The 17923-nt window shown below is 68.7% G+C and carries 16 protein-coding genes; 5 read left to right on the forward strand and 11 right to left on the reverse strand.

From position 1 onward, the window contains the following. Window positions 1–68: 68 nt before the first annotated feature. A complete protein-coding gene (locus tag AzCIB_RS18650; protein ID WP_050417269.1) occupies window positions 69–1340 on the reverse strand; it encodes an Hsp70 family protein in 1272 nt (423 codons plus the stop codon). Window positions 1341–1727: 387 nt separating this feature from the next. Between AzCIB_RS18650 and AzCIB_RS18655 the strand changes: the two genes are divergently transcribed. The 5 genes from AzCIB_RS18655 (at window position 1728) to AzCIB_RS18675 (ending at window position 6588) form a co-directional block, all read left to right on the forward strand. Continuing rightward, window positions 1728–2873: a branched-chain amino acid ABC transporter substrate-binding protein gene (locus tag AzCIB_RS18655; RefSeq protein ID WP_050417270.1), complete on the forward strand. Its 1146-nt coding sequence runs from the start codon at window positions 1728–1730 to the stop codon at window positions 2871–2873. Between the two features lie 162 nt (window positions 2874–3035). Beyond that, window positions 3036–3968: a branched-chain amino acid ABC transporter permease gene (locus AzCIB_RS18660; protein WP_050418452.1), complete on the forward strand. Its 933-nt coding sequence runs from the start codon at window positions 3036–3038 to the stop codon at window positions 3966–3968. 19 nt (window positions 3969–3987) lie between these two features. After that, complete coding sequence (locus AzCIB_RS18665; RefSeq protein WP_050417271.1) at window positions 3988–5076, forward strand: ABC transporter permease subunit; 1089 nt, start codon at window positions 3988–3990, stop codon at window positions 5074–5076. Next, window positions 5073–5843 carry an ABC transporter ATP-binding protein gene (locus tag AzCIB_RS18670; protein ID WP_050417272.1) on the forward strand — a complete coding sequence of 257 codons (771 nt, stop codon included), beginning with the start codon at window positions 5073–5075 and terminating at the stop codon, window positions 5841–5843. The genes AzCIB_RS18665 and AzCIB_RS18670 overlap by 4 nt, the downstream gene beginning before the upstream one ends. Then, window positions 5833–6588, forward strand: coding sequence for an ABC transporter ATP-binding protein (locus AzCIB_RS18675; protein WP_050417273.1), 756 nt, complete (start codon window positions 5833–5835; stop codon window positions 6586–6588). Before AzCIB_RS18670 ends, AzCIB_RS18675 begins: the two co-directional genes overlap by 11 nt. Window positions 6589–6623: 35 nt before the next feature. Here the strand turns inward: AzCIB_RS18675 and AzCIB_RS18680 are convergent, their stop codons facing one another. From AzCIB_RS18680 to rpe, 10 genes are all read right to left on the reverse strand, one after another. Further along, on the reverse strand, window positions 6624–7082 hold the full coding sequence (locus AzCIB_RS18680; RefSeq protein ID WP_050417274.1) for an Lrp/AsnC family transcriptional regulator: 459 nt from the start codon (window positions 7080–7082) through the stop codon (window positions 6624–6626). A 113-nt stretch (window positions 7083–7195) separates the two neighbouring features. Beyond that, complete coding sequence (locus tag AzCIB_RS18685) at window positions 7196–7540, reverse strand: FKBP-type peptidyl-prolyl cis-trans isomerase (protein WP_050417275.1); 345 nt, start codon at window positions 7538–7540, stop codon at window positions 7196–7198. Window positions 7541–7573: 33 nt separating this feature from the next. Continuing rightward, window positions 7574–8137 carry a peptide-methionine (S)-S-oxide reductase MsrA gene (gene msrA / locus AzCIB_RS18690; RefSeq protein WP_050417276.1) on the reverse strand — a complete coding sequence of 188 codons (564 nt, stop codon included), beginning with the start codon at window positions 8135–8137 and terminating at the stop codon, window positions 7574–7576. 56 nt (window positions 8138–8193) lie between these two features. Beyond that, window positions 8194–12207 (reverse strand): translocation/assembly module TamB domain-containing protein, encoded by a 4014-nt coding sequence (locus tag AzCIB_RS18695; protein ID WP_050417277.1) that lies wholly within the window; start codon window positions 12205–12207, stop codon window positions 8194–8196. A gap of 12 nt (window positions 12208–12219) precedes the next feature. Continuing rightward, window positions 12220–13008: an indole-3-glycerol phosphate synthase TrpC gene (trpC, locus tag AzCIB_RS18700; protein ID WP_050417278.1), complete on the reverse strand. Its 789-nt coding sequence runs from the start codon at window positions 13006–13008 to the stop codon at window positions 12220–12222. A 13-nt stretch (window positions 13009–13021) separates the two neighbouring features. Next, complete coding sequence (gene trpD / locus AzCIB_RS18705; protein ID WP_050417279.1) at window positions 13022–14053, reverse strand: anthranilate phosphoribosyltransferase; 1032 nt, start codon at window positions 14051–14053, stop codon at window positions 13022–13024. 69 nt (window positions 14054–14122) lie between these two features. Continuing rightward, a complete protein-coding gene (locus tag AzCIB_RS18710; protein ID WP_050417280.1) occupies window positions 14123–14698 on the reverse strand; it encodes an aminodeoxychorismate/anthranilate synthase component II in 576 nt (191 codons plus the stop codon). A gap of 82 nt (window positions 14699–14780) precedes the next feature. Further along, window positions 14781–16268, reverse strand: a complete 1488-nt coding sequence (gene trpE / locus AzCIB_RS18715) for an anthranilate synthase component I (protein ID WP_050417281.1) — start codon at window positions 16266–16268, stop codon at window positions 14781–14783. A gap of 229 nt (window positions 16269–16497) precedes the next feature. Beyond that, window positions 16498–17175, reverse strand: coding sequence for a phosphoglycolate phosphatase (locus AzCIB_RS18720; RefSeq protein ID WP_050417282.1), 678 nt, complete (start codon window positions 17173–17175; stop codon window positions 16498–16500). Window positions 17176–17183: 8 nt separating this feature from the next. Beyond that, entirely contained in the window at window positions 17184–17879 is a 696-nt protein-coding gene (rpe, locus tag AzCIB_RS18725; protein WP_050417283.1) for a ribulose-phosphate 3-epimerase, read from the reverse strand. Between the last annotated feature and the right edge of the window lie 44 nt (window positions 17880–17923).

The following is a 17923-nucleotide window of genomic DNA, read 5'->3' on the forward strand; positions in this document are numbered from 1 at the left end:
GGGATTGCAGGCATTGCACCGCAGCATCCCGACCTCGCCAGCGTGCACGAGCGCGAAAATCGCCCTGCTCAGCCGTAGCGGCGCGCCGCCTCCACTGCGAGACCAGCCCCGATGCTGCCGTACAGGTCGCCCTCGACGCTGCGCGCCTGCGGCAGTTCGGCAGCGATGCGCGCGCGCAGTTGCGGCACCGCGCTGCCGCCGCCGGTGAAGTAGATCGTATCGACCTGCTCGCGCCGCACGCCCGCCTCGTCAAGCAGCGAACGCACGCAGGCCGCGACGCGGTCGACCAGCGACAGCGTGGCATGGGCGAAATCCGCAGCGGTGATCGTGTGGCCGAGGCCGGCCTGGAGGCGATCGAGGTCCATCGTCGCCGCCGGCGCCGCCGACAGATCGATCTTCGCCTGCTCCACCTGCAGCGCGAGCCAATGCCCCTCGCGATTGCTGATGACCTTCGCGAGACGGTCCAGCTCCGCGCGCGCGGCGGCGTCGCGATAGACGTTCTGCAGGTCCGCCCACGCCTGTCGCGTGTAGGCGAAGTTGATCGTGTGCCAGGTCGCGAGCTGGAAGAACACGCTCGACGGAATCTCGGCGCCGCTCTTCATGCGGCTACGGTAGCCGAGCAGCGGCATCACGCATTCGAGGCTCAGCGCGCGGTCGAAGTCGGTGCCGCCCACATGCACGCCGCCATTGCCGAGCAGGTCCTCGCGGCGGTCGTGCTCGTCGTGCGAGCGTTTCGCCCGCTCAGGCGACAGGCGCACCAGCGAGAAGTCCGCGGTGCCGCCGCCGATGTCGGCGATCAACACCAGTTCCTCGCGCGCGAGCGACAATTCATAGTGCAGCGCGGCACCGATCGGCTCGAACTGGAAGCTCACGTCGCGGAAACCGACCTGGGCGGCGATCTCGGCGAGCGTCTGCTGCGCCCTGCGGTCGGCCGCGTCGTCGTCATCGACGAAGCGCACTGGGCGGCCGAACACCGCCTGGTCGAAGGGGCGTCCGGCCTGCGCCTCGGCGCGTGACTTCAGCTCACCGATGAAGCTCGCGAGCAGGTCGCGAAAGCGCAGCGCCCGCCCCTGCACCTCGGTCTGCCCGTCGATCAGGCTGCTGCCCAGCAGGCTCTTCAGCGCGCGCATCAGGCGGCCTTCGTAGCCGTCCAGGTATTCCGCCAGCGCGGCACGGCCGAACGCGGTCGTCTCCTCGTCGGCGTTGAAGAAGATCGCCGACGGCAGCGTCGGCTTGCCGTCCTCGAGCGCGAGCAGGGTCGTCGCGCCCGGGCGAACCCAGCCGACCGTGGAGTTGGAGGTGCCGAAGTCGATACCGCAGGCGCGGGCGGGGTGGTCCATGAAGCAAGTATCCGCAGGATGGGTCCGCGATGCTACCGGAGCACCGTGCCGGCAGGAACTTTCGCGCAAGGAAATGGCCGCCACGAAGGGATGCGTGTTGCACCGCGCCACACGCTTTCGGCACGAATGCCGCCAAAACCACCCCGGAGCCGGAAGAATTTTCCTCCCGGCATCCGTGAATCCCGCAAAAGCCGCAAAACAATTCCGCACTGCCGTCCGTACCATTCATCACCTCGCAACCGCCCCACGAACGGCTGCGAAAAAAAATACAGGCAGGAGACAAACCATCGTGGATCGACCGGTTGCCGCGCGAGCGGCCGGTGTCCCTTCGTCTCCGCAGCGCCTGTGCAGCAGTACCCGCGCACCGCCCACAAGGAGGAGACACCCATGAAGCAGAACAAACTGATTTTCGCCCTTACTACCGCCGGCCTCGCTGCGAGCCTCGCCGCCGGAGCCGTCCACGCCAAGGACGTCGTCGTGCGCATCGGCCACGCCGGCCCGCTGACCGGCCCGGCCGCCGCCTTCGGCAAGGACGGTGAAAACGGCGCGCGCCTCGCGATCGAGGATGCCAACGCGAAGGGCATCAAGATCGGCGGTGACACGGTCAAGTTCGAGCTCGTCAGCGAGGACGACCAGGCCGACCCGCGCACCGCGACCACCGTCGCGCAGCGCCTGACCGATTCCGGCGTGAAGGGCGTGGTCGGCCACGTCACCTCCGGCGCCTCGATCCCCGCATCGCGCATCTACGAGCAGGCCGGCATCCCGGTGATCACCCCGTCCTCGACCAGCCCCAAGCTGACCCAGCAGGGCTACAAGATGACCTTCCGCGTCATCGCCAACGACCTGCAGCAGGGCAATGCGCTCGGCAAGTACGCGGTCGATCAGTTGAAGGCGAAGAAGATCGCCGTGATCGATGACCGAACCGCCTACGGCCAGGGCCTCGCCGACGCCTTCGCGAACTCGGTGAAGACCTCCGGTGGCCAGATCGCCGGCCGCGAATTCACCAACGACAAGGCGACCGACTTCATGGCGATCCTCACCAAGATCAAGGCCATGAACCCCGACGCCGTGTTCTACGGCGGCATGGACGCCCAGGCCGCTCCGCTCGCGCGCCAGATGAAGCAGCTCGGCATGACGGCCAAGCTGCTGACCGGCGACGGCGGCTGCACCGGCGAGATGATCAAGATGGCCGGCGACGCGCTGTCGGCGACCACCTTCTGCACCCAGGCCGGCATCCCGCTCGACAAGATGCCCGGCGGCGCGGCCTTCCGCACCCAGTTCAAGCAGCGTTACGGCAACGACATCCACGTCTATGCCCCCTACGCCTACGACGCGATGATGTCCGTCATCGAGGCGATGAAGACGGCCAACTCGGTCGAGCCGGCCAAGTACCAGCCCGCGCTGCGCAGCCTCGCCTACCAGGGCGTCACCGGCCCGGTCGCGTTCGACGACAAGGGCGACATCAAGGGCGGTTCGATCACCGTCTATAACTTCGACGCCGGCAAGTGGGCGCCGCTGCAGACCATCCAGTAACAGTTCTCCTCGCGCCGGCCGGCAGTTCCGCGGTCGGCGCACCTCTTCCCCAGATCACGACGCTCGCCCTGCGTCCGCCCACGCGCGGACACAGCGGCAGCGCTCGTCCGGCAATCCGGCGGCGTCCGCCGTCGAGGTGTGCGCAACACCAAGGGTGAATCGATGGAAACCTTCCTGCAACAAACACTGAATGGCCTGGTGTCGGGCAGCATCTATGCGCTCGTCGCCCTCGGCTACACCATGGTCTATGGCATTCTGGGCCTGATCAATTTCGCCCATGGCGACCTGTTGATGGTCGGTGCGCTGGTCGCACTGCAGACCGTCTCCCTGCTCAACGCCGCGGTCCCCGGCCTGCATCCGGCAATCCTGCTGATCGCCGGCATGGCCGTCGCCGTACCGGTGTGCATGGCCGTCGGCTACCTGATCGAGCGCATCGGCTATCGCCGCCTGCGCAACGCCCCCCGCCTCGCTCCGCTGATCACCGCGATCGGCGTGTCCTTCCTGCTGCAGACGCTGGCGATGATCATCTGGGGCCGCGAGTTCCACGTCTTCCCGCAGCTGGTGTCGACGACCCCGATGGAGCCGATGGCGGGCGTCGTCGTGTCGCCGCTGCAGATCTTCACCATCGTCGTCGCCTTTGCGCTGATGGGCGGGCTGATGCTGCTGGTGAACAAGAGCCGCCTCGGCCGCGCGATGCGCGCCACCGCCGAGAACCACCGCGTCGCCGGCCTGATGGGCATCAACGCCAATGGCGTGATCGCCGCCACCTTCATCATCGGCTCGGGCCTCGCCGCGCTCGCCGGCGTGCTGTTCGCGTCGAACTACGCGATCGCGCACTACGCGATGGGCTTCACGCCGGGGCTGAAGGCCTTCACCGCGGCGGTGCTCGGCGGCATCGGCAACCTGCCGGGCGCGATGGTCGGCGGTCTGGTGCTGGGCCTCGTCGAAAGCTTCGGCGCCGGCTACATCGAGCACCTGACCTTCGGCTTCCTCAACTCGAGCTACCAGGACATCTTCGCCTTCGTGATCCTCGGCGCCGTCCTGATCTTCCGCCCGTCCGGCCTGCTCGGCGAACGCGTCGCCGACCGCGCCTGACCTGCACAGGAAAGCATCCATGACCACCACTTCTTCGACCCTCACGCTGCCGGCGGGCTTCGCGCTCGACCGCCGCGTGCAGCGCCCGCTCGTCATCCTGCTAGCACTCGCGGCGCCGCTCATCGCCCTCGCCATGGGCAAGAGTTGGGTGCGCGTGCTCGACTTCGCGCTGCTGTACGTACTGCTCGCGATCGGCCTCAACCTCGTCGTCGGCTTCGCCGGCCTGCTCGACCTCGGCTACATCGCGTTCTACGCCGTCGGCGCCTACACCTGGGCCTTCCTCGCGTCGCCCCACTTCGGCATCCACCTGCCGTTCTGGATCGTGCTGCCGCTGGGCGCGGCCTTCGCGGCGCTCGCAGGCATCGCGCTGGGCTTCCCGACCTTGCGATTGCGCGGTGACTACCTCGCGATCGTGACGCTGGGCTTCGGCGAGATCATCCGCATCTTCATGAACAACCTGAACCAGCCGATCAACATCACCAACGGCCCGCAGGGCATCGACTCGATCGACCCGCTGACCATCGCCGGGCTCGACCTGTCGCGCGACCTCGACCTGTTCGGCTTCCAGATCTCGTCGCTGCTGCTGTACTACTACGCCTTCCTCGCCTGCGTGGTGTTCGCGATCATCCTCGTGCGTCGGCTGCAGATTTCGCGCATCGGCCGCGCCTGGGCGGCGATCCGCGACGACGAGCTGGCCGCCAAGGCAATCGGCATCGACACGCGCATGATGAAGCTGCTGGCCTTCGCGCTCGGCGCGACCTTCGGCGGCGTGTCAGGGGGGCTCTTCGCGGCCTTCCAGGGCTTCGTCAGCCCGGAGAGCTTCAGCCTGATGGAGTCGATCGTCGTGCTGACGATGATCGTGCTCGGTGGCATGGGCAACCTCGCCGGCGTCATCGTCGGGGCGATCCTGCTCACCGCGTTGCCGGAAGTCCTGCGCCACTTCGCGGTGCCGATGCAGATGGCGCTGTTCGGCAAGACCCTGCTCGACCCCGAAGTGCTGCGCATGCTGCTGCTGTCGCTGGCGATGATCGTGATGATGCTCGTCCGCCCCGCCGGCCTGCTCCCCGCCCGTACCCGCTATGCCCACCGTGACCGGAGGAACGCATGATCACGCTGCTCGAATCCCGCGCCGTCAATAAACGCTTCGGCGGCCTGAAGGCGCTCACCGACGTGTCGCTGACGATCCGCAAGGGCGAGGTGTACGGCCTCATCGGCCCCAACGGCGCCGGCAAGACCACCTTCTTCAACGTGCTCACGGGTGCCTACGCGATCGATGGCGGCGAGTTTGTCATGAACGGCGCCGAGCTGCCCGCGGCCAAGCCGCACCTCGTCGTGCAACACGGCATCGCGCGCACCTTCCAGAACATCCGCCTGTTCCGCGAACTCACGGCGCTGGAGAACGTGATGGCCGGCCACCACATCCGCTCGTCCGCGGGGGTGTGGGGCATCCTCACGCAAAACCGCGCCGCCCGCGAGGAGGAGCGCCTGATGCAGGAACGCGCGCTGGAGATCCTCGACTATGTCGGCATCGGCCGCCACGCCGACACCGTCGCGCGCAACCTCTCCTACGGCGACCAGCGCCGGCTGGAGATCGCCCGTGCACTGGCGACCGAACCACAACTGCTGGCGCTCGACGAACCGGCCGCCGGCATGAACGCGACCGAGACCGTCGGCCTGCGCACCCTGGTCGAGACGATCCGCGGCGACGGCATCACCGTGCTGCTGATCGAGCACGACGTGAAACTCATCATGGGACTGTGCGACCGCGTCGCCGTCCTCGACTTCGGCAAGAAGATCGCCGAAGGCACCCCGGCCGAGGTCCAGCGCGACCCCGACGTCATCCGCGCCTATCTGGGAGGCCACCGTGCACACTGAAAATTCCACCGCTCCGATCCTCGAAGTCCGCGGCCTCAAGGTCGCCTACGGCGGCATTCAGGCCGTCAAGGGCATCGACCTGCAGGTGCGCAAGGGCGAGCTGGTATCGCTGATCGGCGCCAACGGCGCCGGCAAGACGACCACGCTCAACACGCTGGCCGGCGTCGTGCCGCATAACGGCGGCGAGATCCTCTACGCCGGTGAGCAAATCGGCAAACTGCCCTCGCACCTGCGCCTGCGCAAGGGCCTCGCGCTCGTGCCGGAAGGCCGCGGCATCTTCACGCGGCTCACCGTCGCGGAAAACCTGCAGACCGGCGCCTACACGCGCCGCGACACGGACGGCATCGCCGCCGACATGGAGAAGGTTTTCGCGCTGCTCCCGCGCGTGAAGGAACGCCTCAACCAGGTCGCCGGCACGCTGTCCGGCGGCGAGCAGCAGATGGTCGCCATCGGCCGCGCGCTGCTGTCGCGCCCGCAGTTGCTGCTGCTCGACGAACCGTCGATGGGCCTCGCGCCACTGGTGGTCGAGAAAATCTTCGAGGTGATCCACTCCATCACGCGCGAAGGCATGGGCGTGCTGCTGGTCGAGCAGAACGCCAACCTCGCGCTCGAAGTGTCCGAACGCGCCTACGTGATGGAGGGCGGCCTCGTCACGCTGGAAGGCACCGGCAAGGCGCTGCTCGACGACCCGAAGGTGCGCAGCGCCTATCTGGGCGAAGACATCGAGGAGCTGGCCGCGGCCTGAGTCGGTCCACCGTCACGCCGACGGCGTTGCCCGCCCTACAGCGGCAGCGCCGTCTCGTTCTTGATCTCGCGCAGCGCGACGCTCGAATTCGTGACGTCGACTTCCGGGATCTTCAGCAGGAAGTTGTGCATGAAGGACGACAGTGCTTCGAGGTTGGGCAGGTAGAGTTTCAGCAGGCAGTCCGTCTCGCCGAGCAACTCGTAGCACTCGATGACCTCGTCGCAGCCCTTCACCGCCTGCTCGAAACGGTCGAGCACTTCGGCGCTATGCTTCTTGAGCTTGACGCGCACCCACACGCAGGTCTCGAGGCCGAGCTTCTTGCGGTCGAGCAGCGCGACGTAGCCGCGGATCAGGCCTGCCTCTTCCAGCTCGCGCACCCGCCGCCAGCACGGCGACGACGACAGTCCCACCTTCTCGGCGAGATTCTGCGTACTGATCGTCGAGTCCTTTTGCAGCAACGCGAGGATGCGCCGCTGTACCGGATCGAGTTTCATGTCTCCCCTCTTGTTGTCGTGACGGGCGAACGGGCGCCCGTGGCGGCGCGCCGGCCGGATGCCCGGCAGCGCGACGCCGGGGCCTATGCGTGGCCCCTTGCCGTATTACGCGATCAGAGAACCTTCAGCAGCTCGACTTCGAACACCAGGGTCGCGTTCGGGGGAATCACGCCGCCCGCGCCGCGCGCGCCGTAGCCCAGCTCGGGGGGAATCGTCAGCTTGCGCTTGCCGCCTTCCTGCATACCCTGCACGCCCTCGTCCCAGCCGCGGATCACGTGGCCGGCACCCAACGGGAAGTCGAAGGGGTCGTTGCGATCCTTGCTCGAATCGAACTTCTTGCCGTCGGTCAGCCAGCCGGTGTAATGCACCGACACGCGCTTGCCCGCAGCGGCGGTGACACCGCTGCCGACTTCCAGTTCCTCGATGACGAGGCCGCTGGCGGTGGTGGTTTGGGACATCGAAACTCTCCTGCGCGGGTTAAAACCGCGATTCTAACCGCCCCGCCGGCGCCGGCTCGCGAACTTCTCGCGGAACTTCGCGATCTTCGGCGCGACGATGTACTGGCAGTAGGGCTGGTCGGTATTCTTCGCGTAGTAGTCGTGATGGTCGTCCTCGGCCGGCCAGAAGGTACCCGCGCGCTCGATCTTGGTGACGATCGCGCTCGGGTACAACCGCGCCTCGCCCATGTGCTCGATGAGGTCCAGCGCCGTGTGCAGCTGCTCGTCGCTCGTCGCGAAGATCGCCGAGCGGTATTGCGTGCCGATGTCGTTGCCCTGGCGGTTGAGGCTGGTCGGATCGTGGATCACGAAGAAGATCTCCAGCAGGTCGCGATAGCTCACGAGCGCCGGATCGAACACGATCTGCACGGCCTCCGCATGGCCGGTACCGCCATCGCATACCTGCCGGTAGGTCGGCGCATCGAGACGACCGCCGATGTAGCCGGAAGTCACCGACTCCACGCCGTCCACTTCCTTGAAGACGGCTTCCAGACACCAGAAACATCCCCCCGCCAGGATGGCGGTGTCGCGTGCTGCGGGTCCTTCAGTCTTCGTCATGCATCCGCCTCCTTCGATCTCGCGACTATGACAGCATCGACGGGCCGCGATTCCCGTCATTCGAACGAGATCGTGTAATAGATATCGGCCGCGTTGTCGCTCCCGCCGCGCGCCACCAGCGACACCCTGCGACTGAGCTGGTAAGTCAGCTTGACGAGGCTTTCGGCCCCGCCCAGGCTCTGCTCGAAGGACAGGACGAGGTCCGACGACAGACGCTTGCCCAGCGTCAGGACCTGCCCGCCGACGTTGTCGCCACCGCTTACGATGGTACCTTCTCCGACAACGCGGCTGGTGGCCGTTCGGGTGACACCGCCAACTTCTCCCTGCCCGATCGACAATTCATCGAAGCCGAGGCTGCGCGACAGCTGTTCGGTCATGCCGCCGCCCGACCCGCCCAACAGGGCTTGCGCCGCCGGCAGCAGCAAACCCATGTCCCCGCCGCCGCCCGCGCTCGGCGCACGCCCGAGCACGATCCACGACAGTTTCTCGGGGTCCGGCACGTTCGGCTCCGACACCAGCCGGATGCGCGGGCGCCGCGCGCTGCCAACGATCTCGATGCCCGCCTCGACCGCCAGGCCCTTGCGCAACGCGACGACGTTCAGGCCGGGGTTGTCGGGCGCGCCCTGGAAGTTGATCCGCCCCCGCTCGATCGCCAGCAACTGGCCATAGCCGCGGTAGGTCCCGCCGGCCGTCGCGATCGTGCCGATCGCGCTCGGCGGCACGCCATCGCGCAGGCGCAGGCGCAGCCCCCCGGTCAGGCGCGTATCCACACCCAGCGCCGACAGGTAGAAATGATCCCCCAGCGCCACCGCGACGTCGGCCGCGACACGCACCCCGCCGCCGCTGGTGCGCGGTTCGCGGCCGAGGATCACGACGTCGTCCGAGAGACTCGGCGCCGGCGTATCGGCCAGCTCGATGTAGCCGGCATCGGCGCTCAGGTTCGCCGCAAGGTCCACGTGCGTCCAGGTGCTGTTGGCCGCACCGACGCCGGACAGGATCAGCCAGCGGTCGCTGCGCTGCAGGATCGGCAGTCGCTCCGCGTCGAAGACGAAATGGCCCTTGCCGCTGTCCAGCGCGATCTCGCCGCTCGCGCTGAGACGCCCCGGCGTGGCCGTGAGCCGCGCCACCGGGGGGCGGGAGTCGCGCGGACGCACCCGGTTGGGCGATGCGAACTCGAGGCGTGCGAGCCGCAGGCGGTCGCGATCGAACTCCGCGAGCAGATCCCCGCCCGACAGGTGCAGCCCCTGATCCACCAGCGCCAGCGACAGCTCGCGCCCCGTGATCGTGCCGCTCGCCCGCGGTGCGGCCGGCGTGCCGGCGAGCGCCAGGCTCGCACCGAGGCTGCCGCCGGTGACGACGTTCTCCTGCATCAGCCGACCGACCCAGGCCACCGACGGCATCGCCAGGTGTGCCGAGCCGAGCAGCGCCGCATCTGGAGCGAGACGCCAGCCGCCACCCGGCGTGCGCTCCGCCTGTGCGGTCGCGGCACCGGCCAGTTCACCCAGCTCGCTGCCGCGCGCCTCCAGCGCCAGCGCGAGGCGGTTGTCGTGGGCCCCGAGGCGCGCCTCCAGATGCTCCAGTCCCAGGCGCGCCGGGATCTCGCCGGTCACGGTGAGGTCGCCCGCCTCGCGGAACACGCGCGCCGAACCCTGCGCCACTTCGCCCAGCGTCAGGTTCCATTCCGCCCCGAGCACCAGCGGCCCCGGCCCGCGACGCGGACGTCCGTCCGGACGCGCCACCAGGCCGAAGGTGAGACCCGTCAGGGAACCGCGCGCGACGATGCGCTGCGGCGACCAGCTGGTTTCATCCAGGCGAATGCGCCCGCGTTCGCCGGCATCGAGCGCCGCCGCGCCCAGCAGCACGCGCTGAGGTCCAAGCTCCAGCGACGCAGACGCGGTCAGGCGCGTGGGCCAGCGCCCCCCCGTTTCCAGTGTCGCCAGACGTCCGCGCCAGGGGACGGTTCCGTCGGCCGTGCGCGCATCCGGCGCGTCGCCGGCGAGGCCGCCTTCCAGCCGCAGGCGCAGGCTGCCCCCCCCCAGACCGGTGGCGACGACATCGACGGCATGCGCACGCCGGGTCCCGCCGATCCGCAGGCTCGCCTCCGTCACCCAGTCCGGCTCGTCGGCGGCGCGCCCACCGGTCGGCGGCGGCTGCGCGTCGCGGGCGACGGACTTGACCCCCCGCAGCCCCATCGCAAGCCGGACCTCGCCGTCCGCCCCTGCCGCGAGCGCCCCCTCGCCGTCGGCCGACGCAATGCGGACGTCGCCCGGCAGGCGCAGCGCCTCGGCCGCGAACTTCACGCTGCCGGCCGGCTGAGCCGCGCCCCCGGAAAGGCTTCCCGCAAACGTCAGCCGGCCGCCGAGCCGCGCATCGAGCGCCGCGAGCGCCGGCGCGTCCACATCCACCTTCAGCACGTCCCGGGGTGCGCCCCAGGCACCGCGCGCGCGCACGCGGTTGCCGGCGAGATCAACGTCCAGCTCCCCGTCGGCAAGGCGCGCCGCTTCCACGACCGCGCGCAGCTTGCCGCGCACGGGCTTGCCGCGCAATTGTCCCGGCTTCAGGTCGACGGCCGTCTCGTAACGGGCTACCTCGCCCAGCGTCGCGCCGAGGCGGAAATCCAGATTCAGCTTCGCCTCGGGGGCGTCGGCGATGAAGATGCGGGGATCGAAGGACGACACGTCGCCGCTCGCGGCGAGGCTGCGCACCCCGGCCTCCCCCTGCGCGGTCACCACCGCCTGGGCACGCATGCGCATGTCCTTGACGCGCAAATCGAGCTCCGCGCTCTGGCGCTCGCGGTCGCCGTCGGCGTTCAGCCGGCCGACCAGCACCGAGGGCGGCAGACGTCCGTCCACGCGCTGCAGCTCGATACCCGCCAGCTGCAGCGTGGCGCTCAGGCGGCCGAGCGGGTCGGCCGCAGGGGGCGCCGCTGCTGCCGCGTCCGCACCCTCGGCCACTACCGCACCGCGCCCCCCCGGCCGCCACTCCACGGCGCCGGTAACCCGCCCCGCCCCCGCCATCTGCAGGACCAGGTCTTCGGCCCGCACCCGCTCGGGCGTCCAGAGCAGCCGTGCGGCAAGCTTCGTGAAGGGCAAGCCCTGCCGGTCGATCGCGTCGGGATGAAGATTCTCGATCGTTATCGGCCCCGACAATCCCCAGCCCCCCTGCCCCTCGCCCTGCGCCGACAGGTCCGCCGCAATGCGCAGCGCCGCGCGCGGCGCGGAAGGCTCGAACACGGCCGGGTCGAGATCGCCCAGCGCGAGGCGCAGCCGGCGCAAGGGCACCGCCTCGAACGGAGATGCAAGCATCTCGCCGTCGCCGCTCAACCCCGCCCCTTCGGCCCCGATCCGCAGTTGCGGCGCAAGCAGATCGCCGGTCGCGACGAGCTGCAACCGGTATTCGTGCCCGTTGTTCGTCACGGTCAGCGCCGCGCTCGCAGACAGTGCGAACGGCGCGCGTCCATCGATCTCGCCGACAAACTCGGCCCGCCCGAAGGGCAGGGTCGCTGCAAGGGATTCGATGCGATGGCGGCCGCCGTCGCTGCGTGCGCGGGCCGCGAGGTCGGCGATTTCGAACACGGACCCGGCAGCGGCAAGTTCGCCGTCCGTCCATTCGTGCACCGCGAGCCGGCCGATGCCGAGCGATTGCGCCGCCAGGGAAACCGGCAGCACGAGGGATTCGGGCGGCGTCCGCTGCGGGAGTTCATCCTGCGGACGTGTGGCGATGTCGACCCGCTCGGCCGTGAGTTCGTCGATTGCGATGCCGCCATCGAACAAGGCGCCCGGACGCCAGGTCAGCGTAAGCCCTTCGACCCGCAGGCGCAGGTCTGGGCCGTCGATGCTCAGCACCCCGATGCGCAGCGGTCCCGCAAGGCGACCAGCCGGGGAGTCCAGCGCCACCTGTCCGCCGCTCAGCACCCTCGCAAGGACGGCGGCCGCCCGCAGGCCGGATTCGGTCAGCACCAGCCACGCCGCCGCCAGTGCGACCAGCACCGGCAACGCGAGCGCCGCCAGCCACAGCCGCGCCGGCCGTCGGCGCGGGCGAACCGGTTTGGCGGGGACCGGCGACGTCATGCGTCGCTCCGCTTAGCCGAACAGCGCGCGCAACTCCTCGCCCGGATCCGGCGCACGCATGAAGGCTTCGCCGACGAGGAAGGCGTGCACGGCGTTCGACCGCATCAGCGCCACGTCCTGCGGCTTGAGGATGCCGGACTCGGTGACGACGATGCGGCCGGCAGGGACGCGCGGCAGCAGGTCCAGCGTCGTCTGCAGGCTGACTTCGAAGCTGCGCAGGTTGCGGTTGTTGATGCCGACGAGCGGGGTCGCGAGCTGCAGCGCGACGTCGAGCTCGGCCGCATCGTGCACCTCGACGAGGACGGCCATGCCGAGACTCGTCGCGATCGCCTCCATCTCCTGCATCTGCGCGAGATCCAGCGCCGCCGCGATCAGCAGGATCGCGTCCGCGCCCATCGCGCGCGCCTCGTACACCTGCCACGCGTCGACGAGGAAGTCCTTGCGCAGCGCCGGCAGGGCGCACGCCGCACGCGCCGCCTGCAGGTAGTCGGGAGCCCCCTGGAAGAACTGCCGGTCGGTCAGCACCGACAGGCAGGCTGCTCCCGCGCGCTCGTACTGCACCGCGATCTCGGCCGGGCGGAAGTCCGCACGGATCACGCCCTTCGACGGGCTCGCCTTCTTGACCTCGGCGATCACCGCGGCGTCGCCGGCGGCGATCTTCGCGCGCATCGCACCGACGAAATCGCGCGCAACCGGCGCAATCTCGGCCTCCGCACGCACGCGCTCCAACGGACGCACCGCCTTGCCCGCCGCCACTTCCTCGGCCTTCACGGCGAGGATCTTGTTCAGGATATCGCTCATGCTAGTGCCTGCCTCACGCGAACTGGCGGTTGAACGCGAGGAACTCCTCGAGCTTCGCCCGCGCCGCGCCGCTGGCGATGATCTCGCGCGCACGCACGATGCCGTCGGCTATCGAGTCGGCGAGATTCGCCGTGTACAGCGCCACCCCCGCGTTCAGGATCACGATGTCGCGCGCCGGGCCCGGCTTGTTGTCGAGCACGCCGAGCAGCACCGCCTTCGATTCCTCGGCGCTCTGCACCTGAAGGTTTCGCGTGCCGGCCATCGCCATGCCGAAGTCCTCGGGATGGATCTGGTACTCGCGGACCTCGCCGTCCTTCAGTTCGCCGACCATCGTCGCGGCGCCCAGGCTCACCTCGTCCATGCCATCCATGCCATAGACGACCAGCACGTGCTTCGCGCCCAGACGCTGCATCACGCGCGCCTGGATGCCGACGAGATCCGGGTGGAACACGCCCATCAGCGTGTTCGGCGCGTCGGCCGGGTTCGTTAGCGGGCCCAAGATGTTGAAGATCGTGCGCACGCCCATCTCGCGGCGCACCGGCGCGACATTCTTCATCGCGCTGTGGTGGGCCGGTGCGAACATGAAGCCGATGCCGGTCGCTTCGATCGAGGCCGCAACCTGTTCGGGCGTCGCGCCGAGCTTCACGCCCAGCGCCTCGAGCACGTCCGCGGCGCCGCTCTTCGACGATACGCTGCGCCCGCCGTGCTTGGCGACGCGTGCGCCGGCCGCCGCGGCGACGAAGATCGTCGTCGTCGAGATGTTGAAGGTGTTGGCGCCGTCGCCGCCGGTCCCGACGATGTCGAGGAAGTTCTGGTCCGGCCCCGCGACCTGCACCTTGGTCGACAGTTCGCGCATCACGGTCGCAGCGGCGGAGATCTCGCCGATCGTCTCCTTCTTCACGCGCAGGCCGGTGAGAATCGCCGCGGTCATCACCGGCGAGATCTCGCCGGCCATGATCTGGCGCATCAGCGACAGCATCTCGTCGTAGAAGATCTCACGGTGGTCGATCGTGCGCTGCAGCGCTTCCTGGGCAGTAATCGTCATGGCAATCCTTGTCTGTTCACGCAGACCACGAGCGTGCGCTCGGGTTCACCTCGGTTGTCACCTGAGCTTTCAATTCTCGCGGCTCTGATCGAGGAAATTCTTGAGCATCGCGTGGCCGTGTTCGGTCAGGATGGACTCGGGGTGGAACTGCACCCCCTCGACCGCGAGCGTCTTGTGGCGTACGCCCATGATCTCGCCGTCGTCGGTCCAGGCGGTCACCGCGAGGCAGTCGGGCAGGCTCTCGCGTTCGATCGCCAGCGAATGGTAGCGCGTGCAGGTCACCGGGTTGGGCAGGCCCTTGAACACGCCGACGTCCTGATGATGTACCGGCGAGGTCTTGCCGTGCATCAGGCGCTTGGCGTGCACGATCTTGCCGCCGAAGGCCGCGCCGATGCTCTGGTGGCCGAGGCACACGCCGAGGAGGGGGATCTTGCCGGCGAACTCGCGGATCGCCGGCACCGAGATACCGGCCTCGGCCGGCGTGCAGGGTCCGGGCGAGATCACGAGCTGCTCGGGCTTCATCAGCGCGATCTGTTCGAGGGTGATTTCGTCGTTGCGATACACCTTCACCTGCGCGCCGAGCTCGCCGAAGTACTGCACGAGGTTGTAGGTGAAGCTGTCGTAGTTGTCGATCATCAGCAGCATGGATGCATTCCTTCTTGCGCGTCGGCACGCGGAGCGCGCCGGACGGGGAACACGGCGGCGCGTCGGCCACCGCTCCGCAGGTTCAGTCGATGCGGGTATCGAGCCCGGATTCCGCCATTTCCGCGGCACGCAGCATCGCCCGCGCCTTGTTCTGCGTCTCCGTCCATTCGGCATCCGGATTGGAGTCGGCGACGATGCCGGCACCGGCCTGCACATGGATGTGACCGTCCTTGATCACCGCAGTGCGGATCGCGATCGCGAGGTCCATGTCGCCGTGGAAGCCGATGTAGCCGACCGCGCCCGCATAGACGCCGCGCTTGACCGGCTCCAGTTCGTCGATGATCTCCATCGCGCGCAGCTTGGGCGCACCGGACACCGTGCCCGCGGGGAAGGTCGCGCGCAGCACCGCCAGCGCGTTGAGATCGTCCTTCAGGCGCGCCTCGACGTTGGACACGATGTGCATCACGTGCGAATAGCGCTCGATCGTGAACTGGTCGGTCACCCGGACGCTGCCCGTCTCGGCAACGCGCCCCGCGTCGTTGCGCCCGAGGTCCAGCAACTGCAGGTGCTCCGCGCGCTCCTTCTCGTCGGCGAGCAGGTCGGCTTCCAGCGCGTCGTCCTCGGCCGGCGTCGCGCCGCGCGGCCGGGTGCCGGCGATCGGGCGCACCGTGACGCGCTTGCCCTGCCCGTCCTCGTCGAGGCGCACGAGGATTTCCGGGGACGCGCCGACGACGTGGAAGTCCTCGAAGTTGAAATAGAACATGTAGGGCGAGGGGTTCAGCGAGCGGATCGCGCGGTACAGCGCCATCGGGCTCGCCGCGTAGGGCTTGCTCATGCGCTGCGACAGCACGACCTGCATGATGTCGCCGTCGACGATGTACTGCTTGGCGCGATTCACCGCCGCCTTGAAGGCTTCCTCGCCGAAGCTCGACACCGCCGGCTGCGGCTCGACGTGCATGTCCTCGGGGATCTGCACCGGCGCGCGCAGCCGCGCGAGGAGTTCGCGCAGGCGCTTCTTCGCGCGCTTGAAGGCGCCCGGCACTTCCGGCTCGGCATACACGACCAGCGTGAGCTTGCCCGAGAGGTTGTCGACGATCGCGATTTCCTCGGACAGCAGCAGCAGGATGTCCGGCGTGCCGATCGTGTCCGGCTTCTGCGCGTGGGCGAGGCGCGGCTCGATGTAGCGCACGGTGTCGTAGCCGAAACAGCCGACCAGGCCGCCCGCAAAGCGCGGCAGGCCGTCGCGCGGCGGCACCTTGATGCGCTCCATGAACTCGGCGACGTAGTTCAGCGGGTCGCCGTAGTCGCGCCGCTCGACGAGGCGGTTGCCGGTCAGCAGCAGCGCCGAGCGGCCATACACCTCGATGCGCGTCGAGGCCGCCAGCCCGATCATCGAGTAGCGACCGAAGCGCTCGCCGCCCTGCACCGATTCGAGCAGGTAGGAATACGGTTCGTTGGCGAGCTTCAGGTAGATCGACAGCGGCGTGTCGAGGTCGGCGAAGGTTTCGAGCGTGACCGGGATGCGGTTGTAGCCCTGCGCGGCCAGCGCGTTGAATTCCTGCTCAAGCATGGAGACTCCACGGAAAACGGTTCTATTCGGCAAGGGGTGCGGGCAAGTCGTCGCCCGCGAAGCATTCGCGTATCAGTGGCCCGCAGGCCACGAGCGCCAGCCGCGCCAGCGCAGTTGCGCGGCGACAAACTGGGTGCTTTCCTTTACCGAATCCCGGTTCCTGTAGATCACGATGTCTCGATCGGATGATGGTGTCTTGCGGCGAGTCTTGCCGAGATGCGCCGGAGTTTCACGCCGCTTCGATGCGGTCGAGCGCCCCGGTAGCGATCGATAGTAGCCCATCGCATTCGATGGTGTCCACCGGCATGCCTTCGCTATATCCATAGGTCACGAGCAGCACCGGCATCCCCGCGCCGCGGGCGGCGAGCGCGTCGTTGGCCGAATCGCCGATCATCAGCGCCTGCGGCGACCGCACGCCCAGCAGCTCGCACGCGTGGTGCAGCACCGCGGGGTCGGGTTTCTTCACCGGCAGCGTGTCGCCGCTGACGACCGCAGCGAAATACGGCGTCAGGCCCATGCGCTCGAGCAGCGGCAGCGTGAAGGCCTCGGCCTTGTTCGTGACGCAGGCCAGGCGCAGCTCCATCGCGCGCATCGCCTCCAGCGTCTCGACCACGCCGGGGTAGATGCGCGTGCTGCGACCGTTTACGACGGCGTAATGCCGCCTGAACACGACGACCGCCTGCTCGATCTCCTCCTCGCCCGCCTCGGCATCCTCGGTCATGCAGCGGCGCACGAGGTTGGGGATGCCCTTGCCGACGAAGGAATGGATCTGTTCGAGCGGGCGCGCCGCACGGCCCATCTCGGCGAGCATCAGGTTGGCCGCGTCGGCCAGGTCGTGGATCGTGTCGAGCAGGGTGCCGTCGAGGTCGAACAGCACCGCCCGCACCGGGAAGCGCGCGAGGCTCACTGATCCGCTCACTGCCCGACCTTGGCGAGCTCGGCGCGCAGCGCGGCGATCACGCTGTCGTAACGGTTGGGATCGCTGTCCTGCCCGGCACCGAACACCGCCGAGCCGGCGACGAAGGTGTCGGCACCCGCGGCGGCGATCTCGGCGATGTTGTCGACCTTCACACCGCCGTCGATCTGCAGCTGGATGTGGCGTCCGGTGGCCGCCTCGTAGGCATCCAGCCGCTCGCGCGTCGCGCGCAGCTTGGCGAGCGTGCCGGGTATGAACTTCTGCCCGCCGAAGCCGGGGTTCACGCTCATCAGCAGCACCATGTCGATGTTGTCGAGCGCGTGGTCGAGGTAGTGCAGCGTGGTGGCCGGGTTGAACACCAGGCCCGCCTTGCAGCCGTGGTCGCGGATCAGCGCGAGCGTGCGGTGGATGTGGTCGGAGGCTTCCGGGTGGAAGGTGATCACGTTGGCGCCGGCCTTGGCAAAGTCGGGGATGATGCGGTCGACCGGCTTCACCATCAGGTGCACGTCGATCGGCGCCGTGGTGTGCGGGCGGATCGCTTCGCACACCAGCGGGCCGATCGTGAGGTTCGGCACGTAATGGTTGTCCATCACGTCGAAATGGATCCAGTCCGCGCCGGCGGCGATGACGTTGCGCACTTCCTCGCCGAGGCGGGCGAAGTCGGCCGAAAGCAGGCTGGGAGCGATGCGGTACATTGTCGTGTTCTCCTGTTGGGCTGGCGCGATTCTAACCGCTCAGG

This window comes from Azoarcus sp. CIB, from assembly GCF_001190925.1.
Lineage (GTDB): Bacteria > Pseudomonadota > Gammaproteobacteria > Burkholderiales > Rhodocyclaceae > Aromatoleum.